At 55.5% G+C, this 13,516-nt stretch carries 13 protein-coding genes; 9 read left to right on the top strand and 4 right to left on the bottom strand.

The features are described 5' to 3' along the window. Positions 1–2: 2 nt before the first annotated feature. Positions 3–359, bottom strand: a complete 357-nt coding sequence (locus BH714_RS15865) for a DUF3302 domain-containing protein (protein ID WP_014168090.1) — start codon at positions 357–359, stop codon at positions 3–5. 655 nt (positions 360–1,014) lie between these two features. Here BH714_RS15865 and BH714_RS15860 point away from each other — a divergent pair. From BH714_RS15860 to trmL, 9 genes are all read left to right on the top strand, one after another. Continuing rightward, entirely contained in the window at positions 1,015–2,922 is a 1,908-nt protein-coding gene (locus tag BH714_RS15860; protein ID WP_014168089.1) for a PTS mannitol transporter subunit IICBA, read from the top strand. 99 nt (positions 2,923–3,021) lie between these two features. Beyond that, a complete protein-coding gene (mtlD, locus tag BH714_RS15855) occupies positions 3,022–4,170 on the top strand; it encodes a mannitol-1-phosphate 5-dehydrogenase (protein ID WP_020882667.1) in 1,149 nt (382 codons plus the stop codon). Next, entirely contained in the window at positions 4,170–4,757 is a 588-nt protein-coding gene (mtlR, locus tag BH714_RS15850) for a mannitol operon repressor MtlR (protein WP_192879999.1), read from the top strand. Before mtlD ends, mtlR begins: the two co-directional genes overlap by 1 nt. Before the next feature lie 58 nt (positions 4,758–4,815). After that, complete coding sequence (locus tag BH714_RS15845; RefSeq protein ID WP_014168086.1) at positions 4,816–5,178, top strand: YibL family ribosome-associated protein; 363 nt, start codon at positions 4,816–4,818, stop codon at positions 5,176–5,178. A gap of 285 nt (positions 5,179–5,463) precedes the next feature. Further along, positions 5,464–7,119, top strand: a complete 1,656-nt coding sequence (gene lldP / locus BH714_RS15840) for an L-lactate permease (protein WP_032680001.1) — start codon at positions 5,464–5,466, stop codon at positions 7,117–7,119. Then, positions 7,116–7,889, top strand: a complete 774-nt coding sequence (lldR, locus tag BH714_RS15835; RefSeq protein ID WP_040018400.1) for a transcriptional regulator LldR — start codon at positions 7,116–7,118, stop codon at positions 7,887–7,889. The genes lldP and lldR overlap by 4 nt, the downstream gene beginning before the upstream one ends. Beyond that, complete coding sequence (gene lldD, locus BH714_RS15830; RefSeq protein ID WP_025206447.1) at positions 7,886–9,073, top strand: FMN-dependent L-lactate dehydrogenase LldD; 1,188 nt, start codon at positions 7,886–7,888, stop codon at positions 9,071–9,073. Before lldR ends, lldD begins: the two co-directional genes overlap by 4 nt. A 182-nt stretch (positions 9,074–9,255) precedes the next feature. After that, positions 9,256–10,596 carry an MFS transporter gene (locus BH714_RS15825; RefSeq protein ID WP_040018398.1) on the top strand — a complete coding sequence of 447 codons (1,341 nt, stop codon included), beginning with the start codon at positions 9,256–9,258 and terminating at the stop codon, positions 10,594–10,596. A gap of 45 nt (positions 10,597–10,641) precedes the next feature. After that, entirely contained in the window at positions 10,642–11,115 is a 474-nt protein-coding gene (gene trmL, locus BH714_RS15820; RefSeq protein WP_014168081.1) for a tRNA (uridine(34)/cytosine(34)/5-carboxymethylaminomethyluridine(34)-2'-O)-methyltransferase TrmL, read from the top strand. Here trmL and cysE read toward each other — a convergent pair. The 3 genes from cysE to secB form a co-directional block, all read right to left on the bottom strand. Further along, the gene (gene cysE / locus BH714_RS15815) at positions 11,112–11,933 is read right to left on the bottom strand and encodes a serine O-acetyltransferase (protein WP_008502718.1); all 822 of its coding nucleotides are present in this window, start codon (positions 11,931–11,933) and stop codon (positions 11,112–11,114) included. The two genes, trmL and cysE, sit on opposite strands and share 4 nt — an antisense overlap. A gap of 78 nt (positions 11,934–12,011) precedes the next feature. Then, positions 12,012–13,031, bottom strand: coding sequence for an NAD(P)H-dependent glycerol-3-phosphate dehydrogenase (gene gpsA, locus BH714_RS15810; RefSeq protein WP_014168080.1), 1,020 nt, complete (start codon positions 13,029–13,031; stop codon positions 12,012–12,014). Then, positions 13,031–13,498 (bottom strand): protein-export chaperone SecB, encoded by a 468-nt coding sequence (gene secB / locus BH714_RS15805; protein ID WP_014168079.1) that lies wholly within the window; start codon positions 13,496–13,498, stop codon positions 13,031–13,033. Before secB ends, gpsA begins: the two co-directional genes overlap by 1 nt. Between the last annotated feature and the right edge of the window lie 18 nt (positions 13,499–13,516).

Here is a 13,516-nt window from a genome sequence, read left to right as displayed (position 1 = left end):
GATTAGTGCTCCAGCGTATTCTTGTCAGCCGTGGGAGGTACCGCTGCCAGTTTTTGTTCTAATTCGGCCACACGTTTAGTCAGAGCATCCATACCCGGTACCTCATCAGGTTTTGAGATGTGGTTCTGCATCCCCCAGCCGCGATCTTCGCGGTACAACGTGGCCCAAATCCACAGGAACGGCCAAATCGCATGGAGCGTAAACAGGCTAATCCATCCCGCCGTATGAATGGCATCCGCATGGGGATGATTCCGTTTTTTGGCCATATTATAAGGAATATCATGGATGGCGATGATTCCGTAAAAAAGAACCAGAAATACAAAAATCAATACGCCCAGCGCAAAATAGTTGAGAAACATATTCTCCTCACTTAAACAACGTCAACTCATTAAATTAATAAAACGGTACGCAACCTAATTAATTTTTTATAAATACGAGGTGTACTTATATTTCAGAGCCGGGGAGTATCGTTTTTTATAATATCTCCATGCAAGTTTATAAGCGTGTCAAAATATATCCTGAATAATAATAGACTTAACCTTACAATATGAGCGTAACGTACCTTATTGCTTTTCGCCATACCACACATGAAAAGTCATTTTTTAGCTTTATGTGTGACTTCATGACATCCTGGCGTTGAATCGCCAGGCAGAATTTGTCGCCGATCACATCCGGAGAATTCTGCATAAAAATTTTTTGTGAAATTAGTCACAATCCAGAAACAAACTCACGACAATCAAATGTGATTTACATCACAGAAGTGGGTGGTTTTTGCTTTATTTATCGCCATCGTATTTTTTTTATCCACCATTTTTGTGACGAAGATCACTTCATTCATGTCTGCACCCCCTACATTTACGTGATTCATATCACACAAATTTCCGTCGTCTGGACAGTTGAACGATTCAGTGCCAGATTTCACAGCATCAGAACAGGGCCCGGCTACCTCTGCCGCCTCATTAACAATAAACCTCGGGCCGCAAGCCTAAGCGTAAACAGAAGAAGGGGTGTTTTATGTCATCCGATTTCAAGATCAAAGTTCAAAGCTTTGGTCGTTTCCTCAGCAATATGGTGATGCCAAATATCGGCGCGTTTATCGCGTGGGGTATCATCACTGCGTTGTTCATTCCGACAGGGTGGTTGCCTAACGAAACGCTGGCGAAACTTGTTGGCCCAATGATTACCTACCTGCTGCCGCTGCTTATCGGGTTTACCGGTGGTCGTCTGGTGGGTGGAGACCGTGGTGGCGTTGTGGGTGCCATCACGACGATGGGGGTTATCGTCGGTGCGGATATGCCGATGTTCCTCGGTGCAATGATTGCGGGCCCTCTGGGCGGCTGGGCAATTAAGAAATTCGACGTCTGGGTTGATGGCAAGATCAAATCCGGCTTCGAAATGCTGGTGAACAACTTCTCTGCGGGCATCATCGGTATGATCCTCGCGATTCTGGCGTTCCTCGGCATTGGCCCTGCGGTTGAAGTGCTGTCCAAAGTTCTGGCGGCAGGCGTTAACTTCATGGTTGCGCACGACATGCTGCCGCTGGCGTCTATCTTTGTTGAACCGGCGAAAATCCTGTTCCTCAACAACGCCATTAACCACGGTATCTTCTCACCGCTGGGTATTCAGCAGTCTCATGACCTCGGCAAGTCCATCTTCTTCCTGATTGAAGCCAACCCGGGCCCGGGCATGGGTGTTCTGCTGGCGTACATGTTCTTTGGTCGCGGCAGTGCGAAACAGTCTGCGGGCGGCGCGGCTATCATCCACTTCCTGGGCGGTATCCACGAAATTTACTTCCCTTACGTGCTGATGAACCCACGTCTGATCCTGGCCGTTATCCTCGGCGGTATGACGGGCGTGTTCACCCTGAGCGTGCTGGGCGGTGGTCTGGTTTCTCCGGCCTCTCCAGGCTCCATCCTGGCGGTCCTGGCGATGACCCCGAAAGGTGCCTATTTCGCTAACATCGCAGCCATCTGTGCGGCAATGGCCGTCTCCTTCGTGGTCTCTTCTATCCTGCTGAAAACCAGCAAAGTGAAAGAAGATGACGATATCGAAGCGGCAACCCGTCGTATGCATGACATGAAAGCCGAATCAAAAGGCGCAACGCCGCTGGCGGCGGGCGATGTCTCTAACGACCTGAGCCACGTACGTAAAATCATCGTGGCCTGTGATGCAGGTATGGGTTCCAGCGCCATGGGTGCCGGCGTGCTGCGTAAGAAAGTGCAGGATGCGGGTCTGACCAACATCTCCGTCACCAACAGCGCCATCAACAGCCTGCCTGCAGATGTTGACCTGGTGATTACGCACCGCGATCTGACCGAACGTGCGATGCGTCAGGTTCCTCAGGCACAGCACATTTCGCTGACCAACTTCCTGGACAGCGGCCTGTACACCAACCTGACCGAACGTCTGGTGGCCGCGCAGCGTCATGAAGATAACGAAGTCAAAGTCCGCGACAGCCTGAAAGACAGCTTTGACGCGAACGACAGCCACCTGTTCCGCCTGGGCGCAGAAAACATCTTCCTGGGCCGCACGGCGTCCCACAAGGAAGAGGCGATTCGCTTTGCCGGTGAACAGCTGGTGAAAGGCGGCTACGTGCAGCCTGAATACGTTGACGCGATGCTGGAGCGTGAAAAGCTGACCCCAACCTATCTGGGTGAATCCATTGCGGTTCCACACGGTACGGTTGAAGCGAAAGACCGCGTACTGAAAACCGGCGTGGTGTTCTGCCAGTATCCGGATGGTGTACGCTTCGGTGAAGAAGAAGACGACATCGCCCGCCTGGTGATTGGTATCGCCGCTCGCAACAACGAGCACATCCAGGTGATTACCAGCCTGACCAACGCGCTGGATGACGACTCTGTCATTGAACGTCTGGCCAACACCACCAGCGTGGAAGAAGTGCTGGCGCTGTTGAACAAGTAACGGAACCTCTTCCCTCTCCCCCTGTGGGGAGAGGGTTAGGGTGAGGGCAAAGCCTCACCCCAGCCCTCTCGGGTAAAAACATTGATTAAGGTTAATACTATGAAAGCATTACATTTTGGCGCAGGTAATATCGGTCGTGGCTTTATCGGTAAACTGCTGGCAGACGCAGGGATTACGCTGACATTCGCCGATGTGAATCAGGTAGTCCTGGATGCCCTGAATGCCCGTCATAGCTATCAGGTACACGTGGTAGGCGAAAACGAGCAGGTTGAGACGGTGTCTGGCGTTAATGCGGTAAGCAGCATTGGCGAAGACGTTATCGACCTCATCGCCAGTGTCGATCTGGTGACCACGGCCGTTGGCCCGGTGGTGCTTGAGCGCATTGCCCCTGCGGTGGCGAAAGGCCTGGCAAAACGTAAAGCGCAGGGCATCGACACACCGCTGAACATCATCGCCTGTGAAAACATGGTGCGCGGCACCACGCAGCTGAAAGGCCATGTGCTCGCCGCCGTCGCGGACGAAGATAAAGCCTGGGTGGAAGCGCACGTCGGCTTTGTGGATTCCGCCGTTGACCGTATCGTTCCGCCATCAGAATCCGCCACCCACGATCCGCTGGAAGTGACCGTGGAAACCTTCAGCGAGTGGATCGTCGATAAAACCCAGTTTAAAGGCGCACTGCCAACCATTCCGGGGATGGAATTAACCGATAACCTGATGGCCTTTGTCGAACGTAAACTCTTCACGCTGAACACCGGGCATGCTATAACCGCGTACCTCGGAAAATTGGCCGGTCATCAGACCATTCGTGACGCGATCCTCGATGAGAGCATCCGTGCGGTGGTTAAAGGGGCAATGGAAGAGAGCGGCGCGGTGCTGATCAAACGCTACGGTTTTGATGCTGAGAAACATGCAGCATACATCCAGAAAATCCTCGGTCGTTTTGAAAACCCGTATCTGAAAGATGACGTTGAGCGCGTAGGCCGTCAGCCACTGCGTAAACTGAGCGCGGGCGATCGCCTGATTAAACCGCTGCTGGGCACGCTGGAGTATGGTCTTGCGCACGCCAACCTGGTGAAAGGGATTGCCGCCGCGATGCATTACCGCAGCGAGCAGGATCCACAGGCGCAGGAGCTGGCTCAGCTGATTAACGATAAAGGCCCGCAGGGTGCGCTGGCGCAGATCTCTGGTCTGGATGCCAACAGCGACGTGGTTGTGGAGGCGGTGAACGCTTACAACGCAATCAAATGATGCAGAGTGCGGCGCAGGATAGCCTGCGCCCAAATAACAGATTGTCAGATATGCAGGCAATAATGGAACAAACCCAGGCCTTTGAAAATCGTGTGCTTGAGCGTCTGAATGCTGGCAAAACCGTACGAAGTTTCCTGATTGCCGCCGTCGAGTTGCTAACCGAGGCGGTGAATATTCTGGTACTTCAGGTGTTTCGCAAAGACGACTACGCGGTAAAATATGCTGTAGAACCGTTACTGGACGGAGACGGACCGCTGGGCGATTTATCGGTACGTCTGAAGCTGATTTATGGTCTTGGCGTGTTGAACCGACAAGAGTATGAAGATGCCGAGCTGCTGATGGCGCTGCGCGAAGAGTTAAATCATGACGGTAATGAGTACACCTTTACCGATGATGAGATCCTTGGCCCCTTCGGCGAGCTACACTGCGTCTCCGCGCTTCCCCCTGCTCCCCATTTTGATAACAGTGACCCTGAGCTGTACGCGATGCAAAAGCTGCGTTATCAACAGGTTGTCCGTTCCACAATGGTCCTTTCCCTGACTGAGCTGATTTCCCGAATCAGCTTAAAAAAAGCGTTTCAGAAGTAAGCCTGCTCACATTGGTGTATCCTTCCCTGTAAATTCCCCGTTTTCAGAGTTATTTGTCATGAAAGAAGTCGAAAAGAACGAAATTAAACGCCTGAGCGACCGCCTGGATCTGATCCGCCACCAGATGGCTGGTCTCTCACTGGTTGAGTCCGCCGAGAAGTATGCCGAGCTGGAGAAAGAGAGTGAGAAGCTTGAAGCGGAAATCGAGCGTCTGCGCGAAGTCAAAGGCCAGAAGCTGAGCAACGAAGCCCAAAAGCTGTTGAGCATGCCGCACCGTCGCGCCATCACTAAAAAAGAGCAGGCCGACATGGGCAAGCTGAAGAAAAGCGTCCGTGGCCTGGTGGTGGTTCATCCCATGACCGAGCTTGGTCGCGAAATGGGTCTGAAAGAGATGACGGGTTTTTGTAAGACCGCGTTTTGATCGTCCCCCGCCCTCTCTCCCAGGCGAGAGGGCGAAAACCACACCGCATCGCCCCCCTCACCGCTTAAAATTGGCCCAACCAATCTCCCGTTAATCACTTTCCTGGTTCACAATTCCACTAATTTCCCTCACAAAATCATTGCCGACTCATAACAACTGGTTAACCATTTATTGTCATTCACCCTACAACACAATATTGGCAGGACCACTTTTACACAGTTTGTGACGCAGAGATGAGCGGAGACTCACCCGCTACGCAGACTGTCTGGTCCTCAGGAGACCTGCATGAGCCTCTGGCAACAAAACTACGATCCGGCTGGCAATATCTGGCTGTCGAGCCTGATCGCATCGCTTCCGATCCTGTTCTTCTTCTTTGCGCTGATTAAGCTCAAGCTGAAGGGATACCTGGCCGCGACGTACACCGTTGCCATCGCGCTGATGGTGGCACTGTTCTTCTATAAAATGCCGGTCGATCGCGCGCTGGCCTCCGTCGTCTATGGTTTCTTCTACGGCCTGTGGCCGATTGCGTGGATCATCATCGCGGCGGTCTTTGTCTACAAAATCTCGGTGAAAACCGGGCAGTTCGACATTATCCGCTCATCGATACTTTCCATTACCCCGGACCAGCGTCTGCAGATGCTGATTGTCGGTTTCTCCTTCGGGGCTTTTCTGGAAGGGGCGGCCGGGTTTGGCGCACCGGTTGCCATCACCGCGGCGCTGTTAGTCGGGCTGGGGTTCAACCCGCTTTACGCCGCAGGTCTTTGTCTGATCGTTAACACCGCGCCGGTGGCGTTTGGTGCGATGGGGATCCCGATTCTGGTCGCCGGGCAGGTCACCGGTCTGGACAGCTTTGAAATTGGCCAGATGGTTGGCCGTCAGCTGCCGTTCCTGACCATCATCGTGCTGTTCTGGATCATGGCGATTATGGATGGCTGGCGCGGCGTGAAAGAGACATGGCCTGCGGTGGTCGTCGCTGGCGGCTCGTTTGCCATTGCCCAGTATCTCAGCTCGAATTTCCTCGGCCCCGAATTGCCGGACATTATCTCTTCACTGGTGTCGCTGGTCTGCCTGACGCTGTTCCTGAAACGCTGGCAGCCAGTACGCATCTTCCGTTTCGCCGATATGGGTGCTTCACACGTCGATCAAACCCTGGCACGTACCGGTTATACCGCGGGACAAATCATTCGCGCATGGTCTCCGTTCCTGTTCCTGACCGCCACGGTTACGCTCTGGAGTATTCCACCGTTTAAGGCCCTGTTCGCACCGGGCGGCGCACTGTATGAGATGGTCATTAACATCTCCGTGCCGTTCCTCGACAAGATGGTCGCCCGTATGCCGCCCGTGGTGCACGCCGCCACGCCGTATGCCGCGGTGTATAAATTTGACTGGTTCTCGGCAACCGGCACCGCAATCCTGTTTGCCGCTATCCTGTCTGTGGTGTGGTTACGCATGAAGCCAGCGGCTGCAGTACAGACTTTTGCGGCTACCATTAAGGAACTGATGCTGCCGATCTACTCCATCGGCATGGTGCTGGCGTTCGCGTTTATCTCGAACTATTCCGGCCTGTCATCGACACTGGCGCTTGCGCTGGCGCATACCGGCCACGCCTTCACGTTCTTCTCGCCGTTCCTCGGCTGGCTGGGGGTGTTCCTGACCGGTTCAGATACCTCATCTAACGCCCTGTTTGCGGCCCTGCAGGCGACGGCAGCCCAGCAGATTGGCGTGTCGGACATCCTTCTGGTGGCCGCCAATACTACCGGCGGCGTGACCGGCAAGATGATCTCACCGCAATCCATCGCCATTGCCTGTGCGGCGGTGGGACTGGTCGGTAAAGAGTCGGACCTGTTCCGCTTTACCGTGAAACACAGCCTGATATTCACCTGTATGGTCGGGGTGATCACGACCCTGCAGGCCTATGTCTTAACCTGGATGATCCCATGATAGTCATGCCCAGACGCCTGTCCGACGAGATTGCCTCTCGCGTACGGGCGCTGATTGAAGAACAACAGCTGGAAGCGGGCATGAAATTGCCCGCCGAGCGCCAGCTCGCCGCCCAACTGGGTGTATCTCGTAATTCACTGCGTGAGGCGCTGGCGACGCTGGTCAGCGAAAGGGTACTGGTAAGCCGTCGGGGCGGCGGCACCTTTGTCCGCTGGCAGCACGATGACTGGTCTGAGCAAAACATCGTGCAGCCGCTTAAAACACTGATGGAAAACGACCCGGACTACAGCTTCGACATCATTGAAGCGCGGCACGCCATCGAAACCAGTACCGCCTGGCATGCGGCCATGCGGGCCACTGAAGCCGACAAAGAGAAGCTCAAAGCCTGCTTTGACGCCACCCAAAGCAGCGACCCGGACATCGCCTCGCAGGCGGACGTGCGGTTTCATCTGGCGATTGCCGAAGCATCGCACAACGTCGTTCTGCTCCAGACCATGCGCGGTTTCTTCGACCTGTTGCAATCCTCCGTGAAGCAGAGCCGCCAGCGTATGTATCTGGTCCCGCCGGTATTTGCCCAACTGACCGAACAGCACGAGGCGGTACTCAACGCCATTCTGGCCGGGGATGCAGAGGCCGCGCGCAAAGCGATGATGGCGCATCTGGGGTTCGTGCACACCACCATTAAACGATTCGATGAAGATCAGGCCCGACAGGCGCGTATTACTCGTCTGCCTGGCGACAGTGATATTTCCAGGGAGAACAAAGCATGATTATTTCAGCAGCCAGTGACTATCGCGCCGCAGCGCAGCGCATTTTGCCGCCGTTCCTGTTCCACTATATCGACGGTGGGGCATATGCCGAATACACCCTGCGCCGCAACGTGGAAGATCTGTCGGAAGTGGCGCTGCGCCAGCGCGTGCTGAAAGATATGTCTGAGCTGAGTCTTGAGACAACGCTGTTTAACGAAACGCTTTCCATGCCGGTGGCCCTTGCGCCAGTCGGTTTGTGCGGCATGTACGCCCGCCGGGGTGAAGTCCAGGCGGCAGCGGCGGCGGATGCCAAAGGTATTCCGTTTACCCTCTCCACCGTCTCCGTCTGCCCGATTGAAGAAGTGGCCCCGACCCTCCAGCGTCCGATGTGGTTCCAGCTGTACGTCCTGCGCGATCGCGGCTTTATGCGCAACGCGCTGGAGCGTGCCAAAGCCGCGGGCTGTTCAACGCTGGTCTTTACCGTTGATATGCCGACGCCTGGCGCCCGTTACCGTGATGCCCACTCCGGGATGAGCGGCCCAAATGCTGCCCTGCGTCGCTACTGGCAGGCAGTAACGCACCCGCAATGGGCCTGGGATGTCGGTGTGAATGGTCGCCCGCACGATCTGGGGAATATCTCGGCCTATCTCGGTAAACCCACCGGGCTGGAAGATTACATCGGCTGGCTGGCGAATAATTTCGATCCGTCCATCTCGTGGAAAGACCTGGAGTGGATCCGCGAATTCTGGGACGGCCCGATGGTGATCAAAGGGATCCTCGACCCGGAAGATGCCCGCGATGCCGTGCGTTTTGGCGCTGACGGTATTGTGGTCTCTAACCACGGCGGACGTCAGCTTGACGGGGTACTCTCTTCCGCACGCGCACTGCCAGCGATTGCCGATGCGGTGAAAGGTGATATCGCTATCCTCGCCGACAGCGGTATCCGCAACGGGCTTGACGTGGTGCGTATGATTGCCCTTGGCGCAGACAGCGTATTGCTCGGACGCGCATATCTTTATGCACTGGCTACGGCTGGTCAGGCAGGGGTGGCGAATCTGCTCAATCTGATCGAAAAAGAGATGAAAGTGGCGATGACGTTGACCGGTGCAAAAACGATTCGCGAAATCAGCAAGGACTCCCTGGTGCAGGAGTTGGGTAAATTACCCGCCGCACTGGCACCGCTTGCCCAGGGTGACGCAGCCTGACGCCCGTCTGATTCCCCTTCCCCTCTCCACGCGTCCGAACTCCCCTCGGGCGCTTTTTTTTGTCAAAAATAACATCTAGGTAACATATTGGATAAGAAAATTTGACATACCTGTGCCGCACGCAATTGTATAGACAAGCAAATACAAGAACACAAAAACATCATCACATCAAAGGGGAGCGTATGAGATATTCAGGTCAGGTGGATATTCAGCAGGTGATCGACGACAGTCCCTTTTCTGGGTTTCACTGGGTGCTCATCGTGCTGGGCTTTTTGGTGCTGGCGATCGATGGTTTCGATACCGCAGCAATGGGCTACATTGCGCCCACGCTGTCGGCGGAATGGGGCATACACAAACAGGATCTGGGACCGGTACTGAGCGCAGCACTGCTCGGGCTGTCGCTGGGAGCGCTGGTCGCAGGCCCGGTATCGGACCGGATAGGCCGCAAGCGCGTACTGGTCTTTTCTTGTCTGTTCTTCGGCCTTTCAAGCCTGGGGACGGCCTGGGCACAAAGCCTTAACACCCTGACGCTATGGCGGTTTCTGACGGGCCTGGGGCTGGGTGCCGCCATGCCGAACGCCATCACCCTCATCTCAGAGTTTGCCCCTCAGCGCTGTCGCGCCATGGCGATTAATACCATGTACTGCGGCTTCCCGCTGGGCGCGGCCGGCGGTGGGGCGATATCATCCTGGCTTATCCCGCATCATGGCTGGCGAAGCGTACTGCTGACCGGCGCGATAGCACCGCTGATATTAACGCTGCTGCTGATGCTGTTTTTACCGGAATCGGTGAAATACCTGGTGCAGCGCGGGAAAGACATGATGCAGATCCGCCATATCACCAGCCGTTTCGCCCGCACGACCCTCGATGGCGTCACCGGTTTCTTCCTCGCAGAGGATCGGGTCGCCGCCAAAAAAGGGAGCGTAGCACAGCTGTTTTCACAGCCCTGGCTGCCCGGCACCCTGATGCTATGGGTAACCTATTTTATGGGGCTGGTGATTTATTACGTCCTGCTTAGCTGGATGCCGACACTGATGCTGGGGATGGGCTATCCCCTCGCGGAATCCGCATGGCTCACCTCGCTGTTCACCTTCGGCGGTACCGCAGGCATCCTTCTCGCGGGCTGGATGATGGATCGCTGGGAGGCACACAAAGTGGTCGCAGGTGGCTTTGTCCTGACCATGCTGCTCATTCTGGCGCTCGGCATTGAACATAACCATATCGCCCTGTTTGGCGGCTTGATTTTCCTGATGGGGATCGCGATGAACGGCGCACAATCGGGAATGCAGACGCTGGCAGCCACCTTTTATCCTACCGAGTGTCGCGCAACGGGCATTGCCTGGATGCAGGGCATTGGCCGCTTTGGTGGCGTGGCGGGCACCATGACCAGCGCGCAGCTTCTCTCCATGCAGTGGCAGGCAGACAGCATTTTGATGATCCTTAGCCTGCCCGCCCTGCTGGCGGCCGCGGCAACCTTCTACAAAATGCTGCGTTGCCGCTCGCAGGATCTCGGCGTCGCATAAGCGGCCCGGTTTCTGCTATTCTGCCCCCGCAATTAAGGGGGCAGCATGCTTAACATCGTTTTATTCGAACCAGAAATTCCGCCGAATACCGGCAATATTATCCGCCTGTGCGCCAACACCGGTTTTCGTCTGCATATCATCGAGCCGATGGGTTTTACGTGGGACGACAAACGTCTGCGCCGCGCGGGGCTGGATTATCATGAATTTACGGCCGTGGTTCGCCATCATGATTACGCCGCGTTTCTGGAAAGCGAAAACCCACAGCGCATGTTCGCCCTGACCACCAAAGGTACGCCGGCACATAGCGCCGTGCGCTATCAGGACGGTGATTATCTGATGTTTGGCCCGGAAACGCGCGGCCTGCCGGCCACCATTCTTGATGCCCTGCCCGCTGAGCAGAAGATTCGTATTCCGATGATGCCGGACAGCCGCAGCATGAATCTGTCAAATGCGGTGTCGGTGGTGGTGTATGAAGCATGGCGCCAGCTGGGATACCCGGGCGCCATTCTCAGAAGTTAAATACCGTCACCATACTCAAACGTATGGTGAATACCGTTGAAGTGCTGATCCATATCCATCGACGGTTTGTCGCTGTCTGGTTTACCGACAATACGTGCCGGTACGCCAGCGGCAGTCGTGTGCGGCGGAACAGGCTGCAGAACAACCGAACCGGCGCCAATCTTCGCACCACGACCCACTTCGATGTTGCCGAGGATCTTGGCGCCCGCGCCAATCATCACCCCTTCACGGATTTTCGGATGGCGATCGCCGCTGGTTTTACCGGTACCGCCTAACGTGACCGACTGCAGAATCGAAACGTCATCTTCAATCACCGCGGTTTCACCGACGACAATGCCGGTGGCGTGGTCAAGCATGATCCCGCGGCCAATTTTCGCGGCCGGGTGAATATCCACCTGGAAGGTTACGGAAACCTGGTTTTGCAGGAAGATAGCCAGCGCGCGGCGGCCTTCATTCCACAGCCAGTGGCCGATGCGATACGCCTGCAAGGCATGAAAGCCCTTCAGATACAGCAACGGCGTAGAGTATTTGTCCACCGCCGGGTCACGCGTGCGCACGGCCTGGATATCACAGGCAGCAGAAGCGATCATTTCAGGGTCAGCGGCATAGGCCTCTTCCACCACTTCACGAATGGCGATGGCGGGCATAATCGAGGAAGCCAGTTTATTGGCGAGCATATAGCTCAGGGCGCTGCCGAGGTTTTCGTGCTTGAGTAGCGTCGCATGATAGAAACTGGCCAGCATTGGCTCGCAGTCAGCCAAAGCCCGGGCTTCAGCTTTAATATTGTTCCAGACGATATCCAGTTCTTCACACGGCATTGCTTACTCCAGACGACATGTTAATGACCGGCCAGTTCTGTGCTGGCCGGGTCATAGTGCTAACAAGAATCCCTGCGACTAGTTACTGCTGCGCTCATCCTTGCGCGAACGACCTAATAAGGTCAATGCTGCCTCGCGCGCATTTTTTCCGCAATACAATACCTGATAAATTTCCTCGGTTATTGGCATTTCGACACCAAAACGGTGCGCCAATTCGCGAACTTCTTTGGTATTGCGATAGCCTTCAACCACTTGACCAATCTTCTCCTGCGCGCCTTTCACATCCATGCCCTCACCGAGCATCATGCCAAAGCGGCGGTTACGGGACTGGTTGTCGGTACAGGTCAGCACCAGATCGCCCAGGCCCGCCATGCCCATGAAGGTGGTCGGATCGGCACCCAGTGCTGCGCCAAGGCGGGACATCTCGGTTAAGCCGCGCGTAATCAGTGCGGTACGTGCGTTGGCACCAAAGCCAATCCCATCGGACATTCCGGCGCCGATCGCAATCACGTTCTTCACCGCACCGCCCAGCTGTACGCCGATAAAATCGGGGTTGCTGTAAACGCGGAAACTTTTGCCGCAGTGCAGCAAATGCTGAAGATCGTCGGAGAAGGCCTGATCGGTTGATGCCAGCGAGATCGCCGTCGGCAGGCCAGCGGCCAGCTCTTTAGCAAACGTCGGCCCCGAGATAACCGCCAGCGGGATGTCATCACCCAGTGCTTCGCGGGCGACATCCTGCAACAGGCGTCCGGTTTCGGCTTCCAGCCCTTTGGTGGCCCATACAATGCGCGCATCAGGGCGCATCAGCGGCTTGATCTGACGCAGCACTTCGCCAAACACATGGCTCGGCACCACAATCAGAATGTTGCGGCTGGCCGCCAGCGCGGTCGCAAGGTCACTTTCAAGGTGCAGGGAGTCTGGGAACGGAACGTCCGGGAGGAACGCCACGTTGCAACGGTCGCGTTGCAGCGTCGCGATATGTTTTGGGTCGTGGCCCCAGAGAACCACTTCGTGACCATTTCTTGCCAGCGTGATGGCAAGAGCGGTGCCGTATGAGCCGGCACCGATCACAGTCATTGACGCATTAAGAGTGCTCATCAGGCATCCTGATGTTGTTCAGTACCTTCGCCAGCTTGCTGCTGCAGATAGTTCATGAACAGCGCATCAAAGTTAACTGGCGCAAGGTTCAGTTGCGGGAATGTACCGCGAGAAACCAGGCTGGTGATGCATTCGCGAGCATACGGGAACAGAATGTTCGGGCAGTATGCACCCAGGCAGTGCGCCATCTGGTTGCCTTCGATGCCGCCGATGGAGAAGATGCCGCCCTGCTGAACTTCACACAGGAATGCAGTCTCTTCGCCCAGAGAGGCAGTAACAGTCACACGCAGTACGACTTCATACACGTCATCCGCCAGTTGGGTAGATGCGGTATCGAGATCAAGTTTAACCTCTGGCTGCCAATCTTTCTGGAAAACGTGTGGCGCATTTGGCGCTTCGAAAGAGACATCCTTGGTGTAGATACGCTGGATCTGGAAAGTCATTTCGGTGTTGTTTTGTTCTGACATGGAAAAACCCTTTTTAAT

Origin of the sequence: Enterobacter ludwigii, assembly GCF_001750725.1 — a bacterium.
In the GTDB taxonomy this organism is placed as follows: Bacteria; Pseudomonadota; Gammaproteobacteria; order Enterobacterales; family Enterobacteriaceae; genus Enterobacter; species Enterobacter ludwigii.
Note: the sequence above shows the minus strand (reverse complement) of the source record. Positions and strands in the feature narration are given on the sequence as shown.

Bases quoted from the DNA above. Each gene is read 5' to 3' on its own strand.
- BH714_RS15865 (WP_014168090.1), bottom strand. From the start codon at position 359: ATGTTTCTCAACTATTTTGCGCTGGGCGTATTGATTTTTGTATTTCTG.
- BH714_RS15860 (WP_014168089.1), top strand. From the start codon at position 1,015: ATGTCATCCGATTTCAAGATCAAAGTTCAAAGCTTTGGTCGTTTCCTC.
- mtlD (WP_020882667.1), top strand. From the start codon at position 3,022: ATGAAAGCATTACATTTTGGCGCAGGTAATATCGGTCGTGGCTTTATC.
- mtlR (WP_192879999.1), top strand. From the start codon at position 4,170: ATGCAGAGTGCGGCGCAGGATAGCCTGCGCCCAAATAACAGATTGTCA.
- BH714_RS15845 (WP_014168086.1), top strand. From the start codon at position 4,816: ATGAAAGAAGTCGAAAAGAACGAAATTAAACGCCTGAGCGACCGCCTG.
- lldP (WP_032680001.1), top strand. From the start codon at position 5,464: ATGAGCCTCTGGCAACAAAACTACGATCCGGCTGGCAATATCTGGCTG.
- lldR (WP_040018400.1), top strand. From the start codon at position 7,116: ATGATAGTCATGCCCAGACGCCTGTCCGACGAGATTGCCTCTCGCGTA.
- lldD (WP_025206447.1), top strand. From the start codon at position 7,886: ATGATTATTTCAGCAGCCAGTGACTATCGCGCCGCAGCGCAGCGCATT.
- BH714_RS15825 (WP_040018398.1), top strand. From the start codon at position 9,256: ATGAGATATTCAGGTCAGGTGGATATTCAGCAGGTGATCGACGACAGT.
- trmL (WP_014168081.1), top strand. From the start codon at position 10,642: ATGCTTAACATCGTTTTATTCGAACCAGAAATTCCGCCGAATACCGGC.
- cysE (WP_008502718.1), bottom strand. From the start codon at position 11,933: ATGCCGTGTGAAGAACTGGATATCGTCTGGAACAATATTAAAGCTGAA.
- gpsA (WP_014168080.1), bottom strand. From the start codon at position 13,031: ATGAGCACTCTTAATGCGTCAATGACTGTGATCGGTGCCGGCTCATAC.
- secB (WP_014168079.1), bottom strand. From the start codon at position 13,498: ATGTCAGAACAAAACAACACCGAAATGACTTTCCAGATCCAGCGTATC.